The 17,470-nt window shown below is 60.5% G+C and carries 13 protein-coding genes and 5 pseudogenes; 8 read left to right on the forward strand and 10 right to left on the reverse strand.

The features are described from left to right. The first annotated feature begins 322 nt into the window (after nt 1–322). Both FJV83_RS29710 and FJV83_RS29715 read left to right on the forward strand, forming a co-directional pair. Entirely contained in the window at nt 323–649 is a 327-nt protein-coding gene (locus FJV83_RS29710) for a low affinity iron permease family protein (protein ID WP_095790647.1), read from the forward strand. A gap of 544 nt (nt 650–1,193) precedes the next feature. Continuing rightward, nucleotides 1,194–2,111: an NADP-dependent oxidoreductase gene (locus FJV83_RS29715; RefSeq protein ID WP_142877496.1), complete on the forward strand. Its 918-nt coding sequence runs from the start codon at nt 1,194–1,196 to the stop codon at nt 2,109–2,111. Nucleotides 2,112–2,597: 486 nt separating this feature from the next. On the opposite strand, the gene FJV83_RS37250 is transcribed toward FJV83_RS29715, so the two are convergent. The 9 genes and pseudogenes from FJV83_RS37250 to FJV83_RS29760 all read right to left on the reverse strand — a co-directional run bounded on the left by FJV83_RS37250 (nt 2,598) and on the right by FJV83_RS29760 (nt 10,359). Beyond that, nucleotides 2,598–2,891, reverse strand: coding sequence for a hypothetical protein (locus tag FJV83_RS37250; RefSeq protein WP_246689030.1), 294 nt, complete (start codon nt 2,889–2,891; stop codon nt 2,598–2,600). Then, nucleotides 2,846–3,187 (reverse strand): hypothetical protein, encoded by a 342-nt coding sequence (locus FJV83_RS37255; protein ID WP_246689031.1) that lies wholly within the window; start codon nt 3,185–3,187, stop codon nt 2,846–2,848. The genes FJV83_RS37250 and FJV83_RS37255 overlap by 46 nt, the downstream gene beginning before the upstream one ends. A 388-nt stretch (nt 3,188–3,575) precedes the next feature. After that, complete coding sequence (locus FJV83_RS29730) at nt 3,576–5,732, reverse strand: exonuclease domain-containing protein (protein ID WP_142877497.1); 2,157 nt, start codon at nt 5,730–5,732, stop codon at nt 3,576–3,578. Nucleotides 5,733–6,450: 718 nt separating this feature from the next. Next, entirely contained in the window at nt 6,451–6,774 is a 324-nt protein-coding gene (locus tag FJV83_RS29735) for a hypothetical protein (protein ID WP_142877498.1), read from the reverse strand. An 80-nt stretch (nt 6,775–6,854) separates the two neighbouring features. Then, a complete protein-coding gene (locus FJV83_RS29740; RefSeq protein WP_142877499.1) occupies nt 6,855–7,487 on the reverse strand; it encodes a cell envelope biogenesis protein TolA in 633 nt (210 codons plus the stop codon). 39 nt (nt 7,488–7,526) lie between these two features. After that, entirely contained in the window at nt 7,527–7,781 is a 255-nt protein-coding gene (locus FJV83_RS29745; RefSeq protein ID WP_095789499.1) for a hypothetical protein, read from the reverse strand. A 62-nt stretch (nt 7,782–7,843) separates the two neighbouring features. Then, nucleotides 7,844–8,347 carry a DUF892 family protein gene (locus FJV83_RS29750; RefSeq protein ID WP_142877500.1) on the reverse strand — a complete coding sequence of 168 codons (504 nt, stop codon included), beginning with the start codon at nt 8,345–8,347 and terminating at the stop codon, nt 7,844–7,846. A 169-nt stretch (nt 8,348–8,516) separates the two neighbouring features. After that, a pseudogene (locus FJV83_RS37260) lies at nt 8,517–8,651 on the reverse strand (cysteine hydrolase); the annotation flags it as partial. A gap of 31 nt (nt 8,652–8,682) precedes the next feature. Then, the gene (locus tag FJV83_RS29760) at nt 8,683–10,359 is read right to left on the reverse strand and encodes a DNA polymerase/3'-5' exonuclease PolX (RefSeq protein WP_142877501.1); all 1,677 of its coding nucleotides are present in this window, start codon (nt 10,357–10,359) and stop codon (nt 8,683–8,685) included. Between the two features lie 541 nt (nt 10,360–10,900). On the opposite strand from FJV83_RS29760, the pseudogene FJV83_RS29765 reads away from it, so the two are divergent. Then, a pseudogene (locus FJV83_RS29765) lies at nt 10,901–13,011 on the forward strand (ParB N-terminal domain-containing protein). An 809-nt stretch (nt 13,012–13,820) separates the two neighbouring features. Further along, nucleotides 13,821–14,132 carry a DUF736 domain-containing protein gene (locus FJV83_RS29770; protein WP_095793401.1) on the forward strand — a complete coding sequence of 104 codons (312 nt, stop codon included), beginning with the start codon at nt 13,821–13,823 and terminating at the stop codon, nt 14,130–14,132. Nucleotides 14,133–14,231: 99 nt separating this feature from the next. Here the strand turns inward: FJV83_RS29770 and FJV83_RS29775 are convergent, their stop codons facing one another. Beyond that, entirely contained in the window at nt 14,232–14,765 is a 534-nt protein-coding gene (locus FJV83_RS29775) for a MucR family transcriptional regulator (RefSeq protein ID WP_142877502.1), read from the reverse strand. 427 nt (nt 14,766–15,192) lie between these two features. Between FJV83_RS29775 and FJV83_RS29780 the strand changes: the two are divergent. The 4 genes and pseudogenes from FJV83_RS29780 to FJV83_RS36630 all read left to right on the forward strand — a co-directional run. Continuing rightward, a pseudogene (locus FJV83_RS29780) lies at nt 15,193–16,403 on the forward strand (DUF932 domain-containing protein). A gap of 443 nt (nt 16,404–16,846) precedes the next feature. Next, nucleotides 16,847–17,158 (forward strand): hypothetical protein, encoded by a 312-nt coding sequence (locus tag FJV83_RS29790; protein ID WP_142877503.1) that lies wholly within the window; start codon nt 16,847–16,849, stop codon nt 17,156–17,158. Between the two features lies 1 nt (nt 17,159). After that, nucleotides 17,160–17,219, forward strand: a pseudogene (locus FJV83_RS37265) (hypothetical protein); the annotation flags it as partial. A 57-nt stretch (nt 17,220–17,276) separates the two neighbouring features. Then, nucleotides 17,277–17,411: pseudogene (locus tag FJV83_RS36630) on the forward strand (DUF736 family protein); the annotation flags it as partial. Nucleotides 17,412–17,470: the final 59 nt, after the last annotated feature.

Consider the following 17,470-nt stretch of genomic DNA (forward strand, 5'->3'; position numbering starts at 1 on the left):
CGCGACTTCGCCTCAGCGATCGCTGCTGCCGCCTGATGGAAGACGAGGGGACTTCGAGAGGATCATTCCACGGATCTTTTCGACAGACCCGTCCGGATAAAATCCGAAGACGAACCTCGCGTTGACGCGCTAGCCGCATCGATCCAGCAAGGTGCGAATGGCCAAACACTTGAAACGTTCGACCGCCCTGCGGGGCCATACCCAGACACTGGCGGACCTCACGGGCCTACTTCGATCTCAACGAATGACCCCGGAAGTTCGCCACGGAGGACGGAACAAACTTTCCCCAAACTGGTTGGAAAAGCCAGGTGGGAATCAGGAAATGAATGCCTCCAGCATCATCACGCAAGCCGGTACGCTGACAGCGAGGCCATGGGCATTTCTGATCCTGGTGGTCTACGCTGTGCTGTGGATCGTTTTCGAACGCAGCAGCTTTGATTGGCACGGCGCCGCGACATTGGCCACCTGGGCGATGACCCTTTTTATACAAAGAGCCGAGCATCGAGACACGCAGGCCATACAGTCAAAATTGGACGAACTGCTGCGCGCCAACAGCGCGGCTAGAGACGAACTGACACAGATCGACAAGAAGGAACCAGAAGAGATCGAGCGCCAGCGGGAGGCCGAGCGCCCCCAAGCCGGAGATTGAAGATTGGCTTGCAAGGCTCCAATCTGGTTACCTCGCCAAGGAAAATCCCGGCACAGCCATCCGGCGCTGCCGATGGGCTGCCCTTTAGGCTTTGTAGGCCCGCACCACTGGCGAAGCGATGCGGGCCTGGCCAAGGCTTCCCGCCCATGGCCAGCAGCGCGAGGGGACGCTGCCGCTATATGTAACTGGTTGTGGAAAATCAGGTTCCGCCACCCACCTGAAAAAGGCCCGCCACCAATTGGCAGCGGGCAGGGTCTGGAGTGGCTAGGGATCAATCCAGCATGACGTTAACGGGCGGCGGAGGGTTTCGTTGCGTCTGTATGCTGGAAGGGGCAGGGGAGGGGTAAGCGCCAGAGAGCAGGAAGTTCTCCCGGCGGAGAGTGAGAGTCGGGTCGAATTTTCGGCGACGGGTTGAAAGAGGAAGGAGAGGCCTTGGGCGCCGGTCGCGGAGAACCATGATGACTTTCCAAAGCAATCGGGGCCATGCTGTCGCCCAGCGTTCGAACCTCTATGATCGGATCAAATCACCGAGGAGACAATTCCCATGAAAGCGATCGTAGTGACGGACCAGGCTGCAGGAACGGCCGGGATGAAGCTGGTGGAGCGGCCCGAGCCGCAGGCGGCAATAAACGACGTCGTCGTACAGGTTCATGCAGCGGGATTCGTCAACACCGAACTGGAATGGCCTTCGACCTGGGCCGATCGAGCCTTCCGAGACCGGACGCCGTCGATCCTCGGCCATGAGCTGGCCGGTGTGGTCACTGCACTGGGTTATGGCACAACGGGGCTGACGGTCGGGCAGCGGGTGTTCGGCCTTGCGGATTGGCATCGCGACGGCACGCTCGCGGAGTATGTGGCCATGGAGGCACGCAACCTCGCGCCGCTGCCGGGCGATTTCGACTTTACGGTGGGCGCGAGCCTGCCGATCTCGGGCCTGACCACGTGGCAGGGGCTGTTCCAGCATGGCCGCCTTCAGGCGGGGCAGAGCGTTCTCGCGCATGGCGCGGCCGGCGCAGTCGGATCGATGGTGACGCAGCTTGCGCGAGAAGCCGGCGCTTATGTCATCGGCACCGGACGCGCCGCAGACCGCCAGAAGGCGCTCGACTTCGGCGCAAATGAATTCGTCGACCTCGGGAACGACACCCTGGAAGACGTCGGCGGCGTTGATCTGGTATTCGACGTCATCGGCGGCGACATCCAGAAACGGTCTGCAACGCTGGTCCGGGCAGGAGGAACGCTTGTGACTGTCGTAGGACCAACGGATATTCGACCTGCAGATGGCCTGACGGTTGACTTCGTCGTCGAGGCTGATCGAAACCAGCTTTTTGAGATAGTTCAGCGGATCCGGGATGGACGACTGCGGACGAATATCGGCAAGCTCTCGACCCTCGACGACGCTGTTGCGACCTTTAACTCGACCGAGCGCCGCACGGGCAAGACGGTTATCCGCGTCCGTCCGTGAGCACTCTTGGGGAGATAGGACGGTTCGTTTCTCCCCGATTATCGTATCACCAAACAAGCAACGAGGACATGGGAAGCAGAAGGCGCTTTCACGCTCCAGTGCGAGCGCGGCCAGACAACCCGGACCCGACGATCGCCCGGCCGCTCAATCAGGAAGGCATAAGTGAACGACCCGACTAGATCGCGTTGGAGCCTGCTCGCAACATCTTCAGGCTGCCGGGAAGAACCTGCCGACGCATCAGGAATATCTTCCTTATTCTTGTTGCGGGCGGAGCCACTTCCAAATGCAAACCGCATTGAGGGCTCGCTCCGGAAGAGGTCTCGAGCCCGAACTAAACGCCGGTCGCTTCTCAACGTCCGCAATGATACCGTCCAACTCGTCTGGAATTCTCAAATTCGCCTCTTGTCATCCCGCATTCGAAGAGTAGGCGAAAACCAGCATTGGGGGCAGCCGAACGAACTGCACACCCAATCGCAAAACGATATGTTAGAATTCGAGACGCAGTTGATGCTGTTCGGAGGGCGGTGCTTCGCCAAGCGATGAAAGGGTGACACCGAGCAATCGGATCCCTTCTGCGTGGGGAAAAAACAGGGTTATCAAAAGGCTTGCGGCTAGCTGCTCGACATCAGCCAGGGCATGCATTGGCAATTCAGCGGTGCGACTATGGGTAATCTGCTGAAAATCGGCAAACTTGACCTTCAAGGTAACGGGTCCTGCCACAAATGCCCTTGGCCTCACAATAATTCCAGACCTTGGCGACAAGCGGTCCCAGTTCTGCACCGCCGCATCGAGCTCAAATGTATCGGAGGTAAAAGTATCCTCGGCGCCGACGGACTGCGCGGCCGACCGGGTTCGACAAAGCGCTCATCGATGCCGCGTGCGATCTTGTAGTACCAAAGCCCCGGTTTTCCGAAATGCGGCTGCAGGAAGGCGAGGGGCTTCGTCTTGAGATCGGCGCCAGTCTCGATGCCTAGACCTTGCATCTTCGCCGCGATCGCCGGTCCGACACCGTGGAATTTCCTGACCGGCAAGGCTTCGAGAAAGCGGGCCCCAGGCGAGGCGTGATCCGATGCCATTTTGCATGGAATTTGTTGTAGGAGTTACCGGCGGACGCGGTCAGCCCGATCACTACAGGGATCTTCGCCCTGATTATTTCAGCGCCGGTCGTCGCCCGGCAATGCCGTGCCGGTTCTCAGTCACATCGAGATAGGCTTCATCGAGCGAGCGCGGCTTAATCCGATAGGTATGCTCGGCGAAAAATCCCCGAATCTGAGCCGAGACCGCTGCGGGCATTGCCGCTTTACGGTGACCGGAGGATCGCCGATCGGACGCCAAACACGCGCGCCTCGCAGCTCGGCAGCCACCACGGCATGGGACGAGTTTCACCACAGCTCGCCAACGCTCGACCCACGCGGTTTGCCGAGGGCGCCTCGTCCACGCGACATCATCGACCCGCTGAGCGGCTTATGCCGCTTGCTCTGCAAGCACCGACGGGCCGATATCACGTTTTCCATTTATGAGGTTGAGAAGGTGAGCTGCGGCGCGTGCGTCGCAGAGTGCCCGGTGATGATCTTTGAGGTTGATGTCGTACGCCTCGCAGAGGCTGCCGAGGCCGTAAGACTTGTGACCCGGGAACTGCCTTCGCATCGTCGCGCAGGTACAGAGTTTTGGGAACCGGAAGCGACGTTCGAGCCGCTCGTATTCGCTGGAGAGGAAGCCGTAGTCAAAATTCACATTGTGGGCGACAAAAATTCCCTCACCCATGAACTGCATGAACTCGTCAGCGACTTCCGCAAACAGGGGCGCGTTTCTTACCATGTCGTTCGTGATGCCGGTGAGCCGAGTGATCATAGCCGGGATCAACCGCTGCGGATTGATCAGCGAACTCCATTCGTCGACAATTTCATGATTGCGGATTTTTACCGCGCCAATCTCCGTGACGCGGTCGCCGTTCGACCAGCTTCCCGTGGTTTCGATGTCGACGACGACATACTCCTGCTCGGGATCGAACCGAAAATCGACACGCGCGATATCCGCCTTGATGCCTGCGCCGCCAAGCTGTCGCAGCCGCGTCAGCTGACTGCGGCGGACAGCATCCCCTTCTGCCTTCACCTCAAGGAACGCGACTTCGCCATTAAGCTCGGTCATGAGGTCCGGAAAACCGTCGCGCATGGCGCGAAAATCTTCGCACATGAGCCGCAACATGGTGCTTACGCCGCCTGGATGGGCGGCGAGCAGCGGCCGTATCGCGTCCATGTCGACATAGTCCCAAGCGAAGATCCCGTTCGGCGTCCCCCACTTTCCGGCAATGGTGCGCAGAACAAGTGTGAGCGCGGATTGTGATGCAACTGCTGCCAGTTTTTCGCCGATCTCTTTTGCGAACAGGCGCGCGAAGGTCCTGTCCTTCAGACAATGAGGCATCCAGTCGAAGCTCGAGTGCAGCTGGCCTGACTCGAAGAGCTCATCCCAAAACAGCAAACCGAAAAGGCAGTGCCAGAGGGTATTCTCCGCGTAGAAGACCTTGCAGCCCTGCCGGCGCATCACACCGGCGACGCCGGCCTCCGGGTTGCCCCGCCAGCTATCGTCGACTGTGATCGTGCGGCCGGCCCGCAGCAGCTCGGTGCAAAGCCCAGTCCTTCGGCCGTTGAACTTGCGGGCATAGAAATCATTCGCAAACACGAACTCGTCGTCACTGGCGGGATCATCGATCATCCGCCGCAGGAGCTCTTCCGACCCCTTCTTGTCGCCGGTCGAATAGAGCAGACGCGCGAGGCGCTCATTGCAGTCGAAGGAGCTACCGGCGCGATAGAGCTGTATCGCCAACTCCTTCTCGTCGCTCTTTTCGAAGTACTGGCCGGCTTTGTGCGCTGCCTTGCTTTTCAGGTCCGCGGCATAGTCAGTTGTGCATTGAGGACCGCCGAGGATTGCGGATATGGCGGCCCGGTAGGTGGGCTCGGATTTGACCTCAAGGCCATCAAGAAGGCGGCTGAAATGGAAGCTCGCATGGGCCTCATCGGCGTCCGTGAAGCGAGCGCTCAGATTTGCATTCTTGTTGGTGCGCAGGATGCCGAGGTCCCGCAAGGCAAAGTTCTTCAGATCCTGCTCGGTCTTGCCGAAATAAAGGTAGAGCAGGAATTCAATCGGTGCCGTGTCGCCAAGGGCGATAAAGTCATCTCCACCACAATATTGATAGGCTGTCTCGAAGGTGACGTTCGCAAGATAGTAGTCAACGAGCTTGCCCTTCGCCCAGGATGTGCGCAGCTCGGCCAGGCCCGCATTCTTTGCGCCTTGGATGAGCGCATCTTTGGGATGGCAAACGATGAAGGGGGCGTAGTCGCTCTCTGCGAGCGAGCGCACATATCCAAGAGTGCGGAGTTCCGCAACAGCGCGTTTCGCGTTCGAAATCTCGGCATAGCGGAAAGCAGACTGACGAAAAATGACACCGCGCCGGTTTATCATCCGGATCAAAAGGCACTGGGCGTCTTTCGAGATGGTCGCAAAAGTCTCGATGAAGGCCCGGTGACGATGCGTCAACACAGCACCATAGGTCTCGCTGACGAAGCCGAGCATTTCTGTGAAATGGTCGTGATAATAATAAACCGGGAGAACAGGCAGCTTCATTTGCTCCACTCGTTCAGGTCACTCTGCGGCCCTGTGAAGCGCCGTTCCGCCACGTCGTTCCCCGTTGGCATCAAAAGGCCTGAGCGGTCTCTCTCGCGGGAGACAGTCGTGTTGATTCGAGAATTTCCATGTTCTATATTTGTTCCGACGCCAGGCAAAATGTCAACTGCATGGGTAGCGCCGGCTTAGGTTCCTGGGCTGGGATTGCGCACTGCGGTCCTCGTGAAGCTCGGACTCCAGCTCGTCGCCGATCGGGTTAATTTGACTGGCGCCGCCGAGAGGCACGCCGTCGAAGTCTTGCAGCCAGGTGTCAGTATAATCGAGCCAAAACGGAACTCCTCGCCGGGGGTCGTCGGCCCCGCGTCCCGCCTGCGGCGGCGCTATGCTGACGCTCCTTCGGCTGCCCTCTTGACGCGGTCTCGTCATTGCAGTCGGTCCCGCGTCGCGCCTTCAGCGCCGCTATGCTGACGCTCCTACGGCTGCGTTTTTTCCTAAAGGGAGCCCGGCACTCCGCCATCTCCGCACAAACTCAATTGCATACGGCAAAGGCCAGGCAACAGAAGGGCGACAGCCTCACACGAGGGAAGAAATGGTCTTGGCCATCCCCCCACGCGAATGCCGTCTGCGCAGAGCGGGGCCGCTTGCTCGCAAGGCGGCGCCGACCTGTGTCTGCCGGGAAGCCTCCGAGCCAATGCGCTCGACTACCGCATTGATCTACTCAGTCTTGCCAGTGCGACCGCTGGATCTTTGCGCGTAGCCAATTGCTAAAGCTCCGGGGCGCTGGTCGCTGGTCGCCTTCGCGGATCAGGGCGAAGTACCAGTCAGGCCCCTTCAAAACAGTGGGTAGAGGCGCAACAAGTTGTCCATCTCCATGAGCGGGCGAAAGAGCGTCGGCGAAAGCTCCGAGACCCCTGACCTGCTGGTGGACGATATCCGCAAATTCTTCGGGAAGCTGATTGCCGCCTAAAGCAATCTGACGACAAGTGCTAGCTGTTTTCCATCCGGAAAATCTAACAAAAAGGTAAAGCGTTTCGCCGTTCATGAAACGATGCTGCTTTCGCCATTTTCTTTTCCTCGTTTGCGATGATCCGCGAAAAGAGGACATTGTTCCTGTGCCCGGGTTTACGAAAATGGCTTCCGTTCTCCCAGGCCACGTGCCTTTCGCAAATTGACGTCGAGACGCGCCTTCAACGTGCTCCAGCGCTTCTCCTCGTCGTCCGCGCGGCGCTGGACGGCCGCCTGATCGTTGTCGATTTCGGTGATTATTTCCGCGTGCTCGCGCTCCGCGTCGGCCAGCGCTAGCTCCGCCTTTTCCACTGCCGCCCTGCGCCGCTCCTTAGCCTTCGCCGCGGACGCCTCCTCCTTTCGGCGCTCGCTGTCACGCCGCTGCCGCTCCTTTTCGTATTCGGCTGCCGCACGGCGCTCGGCCTTCTCGTCCGCGGCCTTGGACTTGCCAGTGCTGGGTTTTTTCGCGTGTGGCTTTCTGCTTTGCTCCGGCGCATCGTCGAGGGTGGCTGGCAGGTCAGCGTGCTCACTGAACGGCCCGTTCGTCCCCAGCGTCCGCCGCAAGACGACGCCCGGCTTCTTCATCGCCGCCGCGATGACTTTGGGATCGTCGGACACGGTCGCGAATCCCAGGTGGAATAGGTTGATGCCAGACCCCCAGGCTTCGAGCGCCGCCTTCATGGAGGGCGCCGCGATGGCGAGATCGTAGAAGCCCTGAGAGGTCTGAAAGACTTTGAGCTTGCGCGGCATGCAGCTTCGGTACCTCTTTCGTTCAAGCTGAAGCGCCGGTTAGTCCATTTCCTTTTCCGCCTTTGGCAGCCAGCGCCAGACTCCAAGCACGTTGACAACCAGGAGGATCACATTCTGGACAATCAGCGAGGCCTTGCTTTCCAGCCATCCGTCCGCTGACCAGGCAATGGCAGCGACGATGAATATCACAAACCCCGCGAAAGTGATGCGCGCGTTCCAATTCACGGCGACGAGCGCCGCAGCCAGGATCGTCGTCGCGGCTGCAAATGCTCTCAGCACCATCATCGGGTCCATCGCTATCCCTTCTGCCGAAAGACCGCCCGCTAGAGCGGACAGCCCATTCTTTCGTCGCGGCCTCAGGCCGCCTTCTGGTTCATGCTGTCCAGCGCCATCTTGTTCAGCTTCTGGTCCGTCGCCTTTTCCTCGTCGAGGTTCTGCTCGAGCACGGAAGCGCAATCGTTGCGGCCTAGCTTCTTCGCCCATGCAATCAGCGTGCCGTAACGTGTGACCTCATTGTGCTCGACGGCCTGTGCGGCGGCGGTGGGCGCTGCGTCAAGGATCTGGTTGTCGTCGACGTCGCCGGCGACCTCGCTTGCTTCCTTGCGAATGCCGTCGATCACAGGACAATCGACGCCCTTGGCCTGGACGCCATTCTTCTTAAAGATCTTCTCCAGGCGCACGACCTGGTTCTTTGTCTCGGCAAGGTGAGTTTCGAAACCGTTTTTCAGGGACGGCTCGGTTGCCTTCTCGATCATGTCCGGCAGTTTCTTCGCGATCTGCCGTTCTGCGTAGCAGATATCCTGCAGGGTGTGTACGAAGAGGTCGTTCAGCGTTTTGATGTCTTTAGTGAAAAAGCCCAAGATGTCCTCCGAGGTGTCTTTGACACCAAACTAGCAGGCAGGCGGTGAGTTCCTTCGTGAGGAATTTCCCGATGTAGCCGGCCACCCATCTGGCAATCCGCCGCCGCGAACGCTCAGGACGCCCTGCGCTCCAGCTTTGTGCCGGGCCATGCTTCCAGCAAGGCGTCCACTCCACCTGCTCGCCGAACCTGTTGAGGTAGGCGCCCATCATGGCATCATGAGTTTCGTCGGCGGAGCTGCAGAGAGCATCTGTCAGGAGGATGACCCGAAAGCCCCAGTCGATCGCACAAAGGATCGGTGCCAGACACAACTAGAACGGCCCAAGTCTCTCCCGACTATGCAGCGCGATTTGAGAGGTGCCGCCTGCTCGACAGATAGCGGAGCAGTGCTGGCAGCTTCATGGCATTCAAAACACTCTTTGCCGGCACGCCGCCCTTCCGGGCCGTCTCCACGCCCCAATGCATATGATCGAGTTCGCCGATTGAATGGGCGTCGGGATTGATGCTGAAGATGCAGCCATGGGCGAGGGCTTTCTCATGCCAGCGCCAATCGAGATCCAGCCGCCAGGGATGAGCGTTGATTTCAACGGCGACGCCGAATTTTGCGCAAGCCCTCAGTATCTTGTCGATGTCGATCTCGTAACCTGGTCGACGGGTGAGTTGCCGGCCCGTCATGTGGCCTAGAATGGTCGTGTAAGGGTTCTGAACCGCCCGTATGATTCGATCGCTCTGGTCCTTCTTCGTCATCCTGAAGCGGCTGTGGACACTGGCGACAACGAAATCAAAGGTCGCAAGAATCTCATCGGGATAATCGAGAGAACCGTCCGCCAAGATGTCGGTCTCAATGCCTTTGAGAATCCGAAATTCTTTCCCGTAGAGCCTGTTCAACCGGTCCGCCTCACGGTGCTGCTCTTTGATCTCCTCGATGGACAGGCCGCCGGCGTAGTGCGCGGACCGCGAGTGGTCGGCCACCCCGAAATACTCGAAGCCACGATCGCGCGTGGCATTCGCCATGGCCTCCAAGGTTTCGGCGCCATCCGAGGCATCGGTGTGGCAGTGAACGATGCCGTGCAGGTCAGCATCGCTGACAAGCTTCGGAAGCTTGTTCCTCTCTGCTTTCTCAATCTCATTGCGGCCCTCGCGCAGTTCCGGCTCGATGAATTGCAGGCGCAGCGACTCGTAGATGTCCGCTTCGGTTGCCGACGCGATCAGCTTCTTTCCACGATAGAGACCGTCCGGCCGCAGCTCCATTCCCAGCTCTTTTGCGCGTTCGTGCAACAACCTGACATGCTCAGCCGAGCCCGTCGCATTGAGCAACTGTGCGCCAAAATGCCTTTTGTCGGTAATGACGAGGTTCAAGCCGCCGCTTGGCTTGTTCTCGGCTGGTTGCTTGGCTTCCGCGACAACCGCCAGATCGGAGACAAGTTCGCTGCCGCGGCGGAAATCGCCGGCGACCTGAAGCTTTACAAATTCAGGATGCCGCCGCCTGAGGATCTCCACGGCATGCTCAAGCAGGGCAGCTGCCTTGTGCAGATGCAGCTGCGTTTCGGCGGATCGCGCAATCGCAAGATTTTGCAGCACCTTTGTCTGCAGCGAGGCGCCGAGACCCTTTGTCTTGGCGATCAGGCCGTCCTTGGCCGCGGCCTCCAAGTCCTCAAGCGATGAAACGCCGAGCGACTGGTGAAGCTTGAGGATCTTGTCAGGACGCAGTCCCGGAATCGAGAACAGTTCGAGCACACCTTCAGGCACATCCTTGCGGAGCTTTTCGAGGCTTGGATGCGAACCGGTCTGGTGAAGCGTCGTAATAATATCGGCGATCGCATCGCCGATCCCTCGCAGCTCCGTCAGCCCGCCCTCCGCGATGATTTGCTCCAGGGGTTCCGACAACGCGCGGAGGCTGTCGGCCGCACGCAGATACGCCTTCGCCCGGTAAGGATTTCCACCCCGCAGGGAGGAACGCTGAGCATACTCCCGGAGCAAACGGGCTACGGACTGGGTATCGAGCCTTGCCATGACACGAAAACGATCTGGCTACGATCGCGTTCCAGCCGTGTGGCTAGCGGGCCGATGATTATCACACCCGAAGTCATTCATCCGCTCGGATACTTTCATGGCGCGCCTACGAAGGCCGCGTGGGGCGCGATCGCCGACGAAGGTAGCTACCGATGACGCGCGAAAACGCATGGCGGACCTTTCTCGGTTTTCTTGGTGAGTTTGATGCTCTGCCTGGCCTTGGCCGGACATTCCGCCGTCTCTACACAATCGAAATTCCATATGGCAGGGGCCATTGGCAACTGAGGGCGACAACCTCAAAGGAGAGAGAGATGGTCTTGGCCATCTCTCCCCCGCGATTGTCGCCTGCGACAGAGCGAGGCCGCCCGCTCGCAAGGCGGCGCTGACCAGTCATCCGCCGAATTGACCCGATCCGTCCCGCTCGACGCGCAGCCCAGCTCCGCTCGCCGGCATTCGCCCCCCTCTCTGCCGCGCGCTCACGCGCCCCCGGAAGGCATGCCGAGGGGCATGCCTTCGGCATTTACGGGAAAGGACCAGAACCATGACCATCCATGCAAGGAGTGCGGAAACCACGATTGCCGGCGTAAGCGGCTCGGAGGTTTTCATTCCGCTGAACAGGTTGAAGAAGTCCCCGCGCAATGTGCGCAAGACGCCGCATAGCGAGGCGATCATTGAAGCCTATGCGGCAAGCATCTCCGCCAAAGGCATGCTGCAAAACCTTGTGGTCGAGCCTGAGCTTGACGGTGAGTGCATTGAAACGGGCTTCTATCTCGTCACCATCGGCGAAGGCCGCAGGCTGGCGCAGCTTTTGCGCGTGAAGCGCAAGCAGATCAAGAAGAACGAACCGATCCGCTGCGTCATCGACACCAGGAACGATCCGCATGAGATCAGCCTGGACGAGAATGTCACGCGCGAGAACATGTCGCCTGCCGATCAGTTCGAAGCGTTCCGGCGGCTCAGCGAGGAACGTGGCTGGGGTGCCGAAGAAATCGCCGCCCGCTTTGGCATCACCGCCCATGTCGTGCGCCAGCGTCTGCGGCTTGGTGCCATCAGCCCCAGGCTGATGCGGGTCTATCGAGATGGCGATCTGACGCTCGACCAACTGATGGCTTTTGCCATCACCGACGATGCCGCCCGGCAGGAGCAGGTTTTCGAAAACCTCCCCTACAATCGCGAGCCCTACCTCATCCGCCGCGAACTGACGCGAACCCATGTCGCGGCTGGCGACCGTCGCGCTGTCTTCATCGGTGCGGCGGATTATGTCGACGCGGGCGGCATGATCATCCGCGATCTGTTCACCGATGATCGCGGCGGCTTCTACGACGATCCGGCTTTGCTCGACCGCATGGTTATCGAGAAGCTGCAAGGCATCGCCGAAACGGTCAGGCAAGCCGAGGGCTGGAAATGGGCTGACGTCCATATCGACTTTCCGCATGAACATGGTCTGCGTCGTCATTACCCGCAGCCCGTGGTTTTGTCGGAAGAAGATGAAGCCGCCTATCGAACGGCATTCGATATGTTCACCCAACTGACGGAAGAATGGAGGAGCGCGGAGGAATTGCCCGACGATGTCGATCAGCGTTTCGGCGAGCTTGAAACCGAGATGGAGCGCGTCGATGCACGCGCCACGCCTACGACCCGGAGGTCGTCGAGCGCGGCGGTGTGTTCGTTGTGCTCTCCCATGACGGAACGGCGCGCATCGAACGAGGCTTCATTCGTGCCGAAGACGAATTGCCCGCACCGGAAGCAGGCGGCGAAGGCTACACCATCAATGGTGATGGCGAGATCATCGAGGCGGATGCCACTTCGGACCCCAATCATGGAAATGATGAAGACGCGGAGGAGGACGGCAACCCGCTTTCCGATCTTCTCGTCCGCGACCTGACTGCCCACCGCACGCTCGGCCTTCGCCTTGCGCTCGGCGAGCAGCCGGACATTGCCCTCATCGCTGTAACGCATACGCTTGCCGCGCAGGCCTTCTATCAGGGCATGGAAGTCCATTGCCTGGAAATCCGGCCGACGAGCACGTATCTCGGCGGCCATGCCGATGGCATCGAAGACACCGCAGCGGCCAAGGCGCTGGCGGATCGTCATGCCGGCTGGGCAGCGGACATCCCGGCCAATGTGGCAGACCTGTGGGGCTTCATCGGCGCGCTTGATCCTGCCAGCGTCATGGCCCTGTTTGCGTACTGCGCCTCGCTCACCGTCAATGCCGTCAAGCAGCCCTGGGATCGCCGGCCGCGCGCCCACGAGACAGCGGATAGGCTGGCGGCAGCGCTTGGGCTCGACATGACGGCACATTGGACGCCGACGGTGCGCACCTATCTCGGGCGGATCACCAAGGCGAACATCCTCACGGCAGTCGAGGAGGCTGCGGGCAGTGAAGCGGCGGAAAGGCTTGCGGCGTTGAAGAAGCAGCCGATGGCCGAAGCTGGCGAGCAGTTGCTGGCCGGGACCGGCTGGCTGCCCGTGCTGCTGCGGACCGTGGAGCCCGCGCCGGTTGCTGACCCGCTAGATATCGAAGCAGGGGACACTATCGCGGGCGAGGCTTCCGCAGCCGACCAAGTATCCTTGGACGATGCACATGCGGCTTATTCCGAGCGCGACGACGCGAGCGAGGCAGGTGAGGGCTTCGACGTCGCTGCCGAATGAATGACAGAATCCGGAGCCGCAAAAGCGGCTCTGGTCACCCGTTAGAATTCTCCGGCCACGCTGTTCAGCGTGGCCGGGGACCTCGAGCGCACAACATCGAGGACAAGGCAAGGCGGTGGCGGCTCCTCTCATGGCGATGCCTCGTCCACCACGTTTCTGTTCCTGCTTGACGAATGGCACGACGGTCCATCGGTTCAGCTTGACGCGTATTCCCCCGGTTTGATCTCGACCATGCCCGCATTGCATCATGCGGATAAGTCCCCTGGGTCGTTGAGAGGCTCGGGGTGTGATCGTCTGACCCTCAGGGATGCCGTGTCTGCATCCATGCCGCACTGACGACGTAACGCCAGCGCGAGCGTCCTGACTTGATTTCCATTGAACGGCGGCGGCAATCGCCGCCTTGCCGCCAAGAATGAGCGGGGTTTCAGATCGGCCCAGGAGCGTGCGCGGTCCAGATGAGAAGCGCGACCCCATGACCATTGCGGCGGTTCCTCCTCATATGGCGGCGGGCCACACCCACTGCGTCCTCGAATGGATTGGGTCTGACCGAAGACCCGGCTTCGCCTCGATCGTCTTCCTGCAACGTCCAACGTTGGCTTTTTTCCGCCGCCGGCCCAAAAGGCCGGCTTTGCATCGCGAAACAAAAAAGCCAGCGCTGGCCGCCTTCCACTCCGTTCCAGCCCGAAGGACCACCCCATTGCGCAGGCGCAACGGGGCCCCCGGTGGGTGCAGACCGATCGTCTCCGGTCTCAAGACCTCCATCGAGGACGCGATAGGCGCGGCCCGATCAAACGGAAGGAACCACCACAATGGCTACCATCGGCACGTTCACTAGTACCGCCAAGGGCTTCAAGGGCGCGGTCAAGACCCTCAACCTCAACGTCATGGCAGTCGATTTCGTCCCCGCCGAAGGCGACAACGAAAAGGGTCCAGACTACCGCATCTTCGCCGGCGCCACCGAATTCGGTGCGGCATGGAAGAAGACCTCGCGAGAGGGTCGCGACTACCACTCCGTCAAGCTCGACGATCCGAGCTTCCCCGCTCCGATCTACGCGAGTCTGGTCGAGACCGAAACGCAGGGCGAATTCTCCCTCATCTGGTCCCGCCGCGCCGCCGAGTGAAATCGGCACCAAGCAAAAGAGAAGCCCCGTCCGGCGGACGGGGCTTCTCCATGCTCAGATCCGCCACCGCCCAAGAGATAGGCGGTGCAACGGGGCCGACTAGGTCTTGGCAGGACTTTTGCGCGGTTTCTTGACGGGCGACTTCGCGATCGCCGCCTTGGTCGCCGCAGTCACCGCGCGCGCAGCCCGTTTCAGCTTGGGGGTCCCGGCCGGTGTGGGCTCCGCCGGCTTGCGCCCGAGCCCGGCAGCCTTTGCCAGCGCCGAGCGGGCGGCAGCGTAGTTCGGCGCCACCATCGGATAATCGACGGGCAGGCTCCACTTCGCCCGGTATTCGTCAGGGCTGAGATTGTAGTGCGTGCTGATGTGTCGCTTGAGGGATTTGAATTTTTTCCCGTCCTCCAGGCAGATGATGTAGTCCGGCGTCACCGACTTCCTGATCGATACGGCAGGCTCCAGTTTCACCACGGGCTCGGCCGCAGGCGCACCGATCCCCTGCAATGCAGCATGAATGTCGCCGATCAGCTTTGGCAGTTCAGCAACCGGCACCGGGTTGTTCGCCACGTACGCGGCGACGATATCAGCAGCGATGGAGACGAAATCAGCTTTGTCCTGCTGCTCGTTTGAAATGGTCATGGATACTTTTCCTCTGGTCATCGGATCGGCAAACGTGTTGGCGAAAAGTCTTTTTCAGCAAACAAGAAAACAAATCGTTAGTCTCGCAACACTGCTCGCCGCATTGTGAAATTTCAAGACACCAAGCTTAGCTTCCTTCGTGCTGATCGGCAGTGGAGAAATCTTGCCCATAGCCTTCAGGGAAGCGAGGGGACTTTCCCTCGCTTCCCCGCCATTGCCGTCTGTTGCAGAGCAGGGCCGCCGGCTCGCAAAGCGGCTGACTGATCAAACCGATCCAACCATCCAAATGAGTTGCATCCGCCTCGCTCGACCGCGCAGCCCGGCTCCGCGCGACCGCATTGGCCCCCATCACTCCCGCGCGCTCACGCGCCCCCGGAAGGCATGCCGGGGACATGCCTTAGGCTTTGACGAAAAAGGAGTGAGCAAAATGAACATCATCACGAACACCAGCGGCACCAACAACGGCCAGCAGCAGTCTGTTACCAGCGGCTTTCGCGTGGACATCTCGCGCGGCGAGCGCGTTGGACGCGTTTCGTCGGAATGGTTTTCGCGCCCCGACGATGAGCGGTATCTGTCGCTGACCGAGCTTTACGACGCCGTGCGCGCCCGTGCGGACCGCGCCACCGCCCGGACCGTCGAGAGCCGGGCAGTAAGGGTTGAGGCAAGCCGCGAAAATGCGGAAAGACTTTCGCTGATTGTTCCTGGACAGGACCAGCCGATCGCACCCACGCATTGGAGCTTCGGCCAGTTGTGCAGCCTTATCGGTGCACCCGCAACCTACATGCGCCAGCTACCGGCGCCGCTCGCTGGCATCAACCTGCAGCACGGCCTGCTTTCCCATCGAGCCGAGCTTGTGAAACCTTGGAGGCGGAAGACGGACGTATCGAGCTTCGCGCCGTCACCGGCCCGGACTATGGCCGCATCTGGGACCATGAACTTGTTGCAGCGGTCATGAAGATCGCGGGGAACGGCACAGGCGACACCATGTGGAAGGTGCCGGGCGTGCTGGACTGGGCGACCATGACGCATAACCCCTTGGTCGACATCACCAAGGACACCACCACGCTTTACGCCAGCGACCGCGACGTGTTCCTGTTTCTGGTGGATGACACCCATCCCATCGAGGCGGGACGCCTGCCGAACGGAGAACCAGATTTATATTTCCGTGGCTTCTATTGCTGGAATAGCGAAGTGGGATCAAAGACGCTCGGCATAGCGTCATTCTATCTCCGCGCGGTCTGCATGAACCGCAACCTTTGGGGTGTCGAAGGTTTCGAAGAAATCAGCATCCGGCATTCGAAATTTGCTGCGCAGCGTTTTGCCCACGAGGCAGCGCCGGCCTTGACCAGTTTCGCGAACTCTTCGCCCGAGCCGTTCATCGCCGGCATCAAGGCCGCACGCGAGAAGATCGTCGCCCGTAGCGATGACGACCGCGAAACGTTTCTGCGCAAGCGTGGTTTCTCCAAGGTGGAAACGGGCAAGATCATCGAAGCAGTTTTGCAGGAGGAAGGCAGGCCACCGGAAAGCATCTTTGATTTCGTGCAAGGGATGACCGCGCACGCTCGCACCAAATCCCATCAGGACAGCCGGCTCGAGCTTGAAGGAAAGGCGAAGGCGTTGCTGGAAAAGGCGATCTGACCGTCCGACATTGCGCGGCCGAAATTCGGCCGCGCAGGCTTCATGCCGGAATTTTCAGCCCATCCGCCGTCTTGTTCGACGGCGGCGGCCGCACGTGGTTGGCGGCCGCGGGGGGGGGGGGGGGGGGGGGGGGGGGGGGGCCCGGGGTGGGCGGCCGGCCGCTCGCCGGGCTCCGCCCGGCTCGCGACGCGACTGCGGTCACATCAACCTCAGAGAAAACGTGCAATCCACTCGATCGTCAACAACGCCAAAGTCCAATACCCCGGTAAGAGCAGCTTTCCAGTCTTCCTGGGCAACTTTGTGATCACGGCGTCTGCCCGCCCGTCACGGCTGCGTTGTGACGGAAAAGGCAGCGCCCAACCTGTTCTGTTGGCGATGCCGACACAGCATCGCGTGATGCTTGCTGACCCTCCTTCGCGGGGTCCCCCCTGGTGGATCCAGCCGTGCTGACCCTCACGCCTTCGCCAGATTTCCTGCCAGTCGAACCTTCTGCGGTGCTCGTCGAACTCGGCACGCATCGTCCTAGCCCGCAAGGATCCCATGCCGTCCATGACAATCGGATCGCCACACAGCTTCTCCTCCTTCCTGGCAGCAAGGCAAACCGGTCGCTTGCAGCCCTGATCCCGCTGGATTCGCAAACGCTCGGGCGCGTCGAAGCGCTCGTCTGTTTCTGGCGTGGCTATGACAAGAGGCCGGTGCCGCCGGATACGCGAATGACAATCCCGCAGCGACACGAACGGCGCCAGCTACCGTGAAATCGCCACCGCCTTTTATGGCAAAGAGCGTGTCGCCTCCAATCCATGGAAAACCTCGTCACTGCGCGAAGCCGTGATTGGTCTCGTGAGGGCGGCCGCCATGATTGGCGGCGGCTTGCGCTCCAACGAAGGTCGCGACTATCTCGGCCTCAAGCTTGACGATCCGAGCTTCACCGCTCCGATCTTCGCCGACGAGGAAGGCGACGATCACAGCCTCATCTGGTCCCGCCCGAACCGCCGCATCGGCGAGTAAATTGGTAGACGCCTCGCTCGCTTGCGGGCGGGGCGTCTTCAGATCCCGCAAACTGAAAC

Source organism: Mesorhizobium sp. WSM4307 (genome assembly GCF_007003945.1).
Classification (GTDB): Bacteria; Pseudomonadota; Alphaproteobacteria; order Rhizobiales; family Rhizobiaceae; genus Mesorhizobium.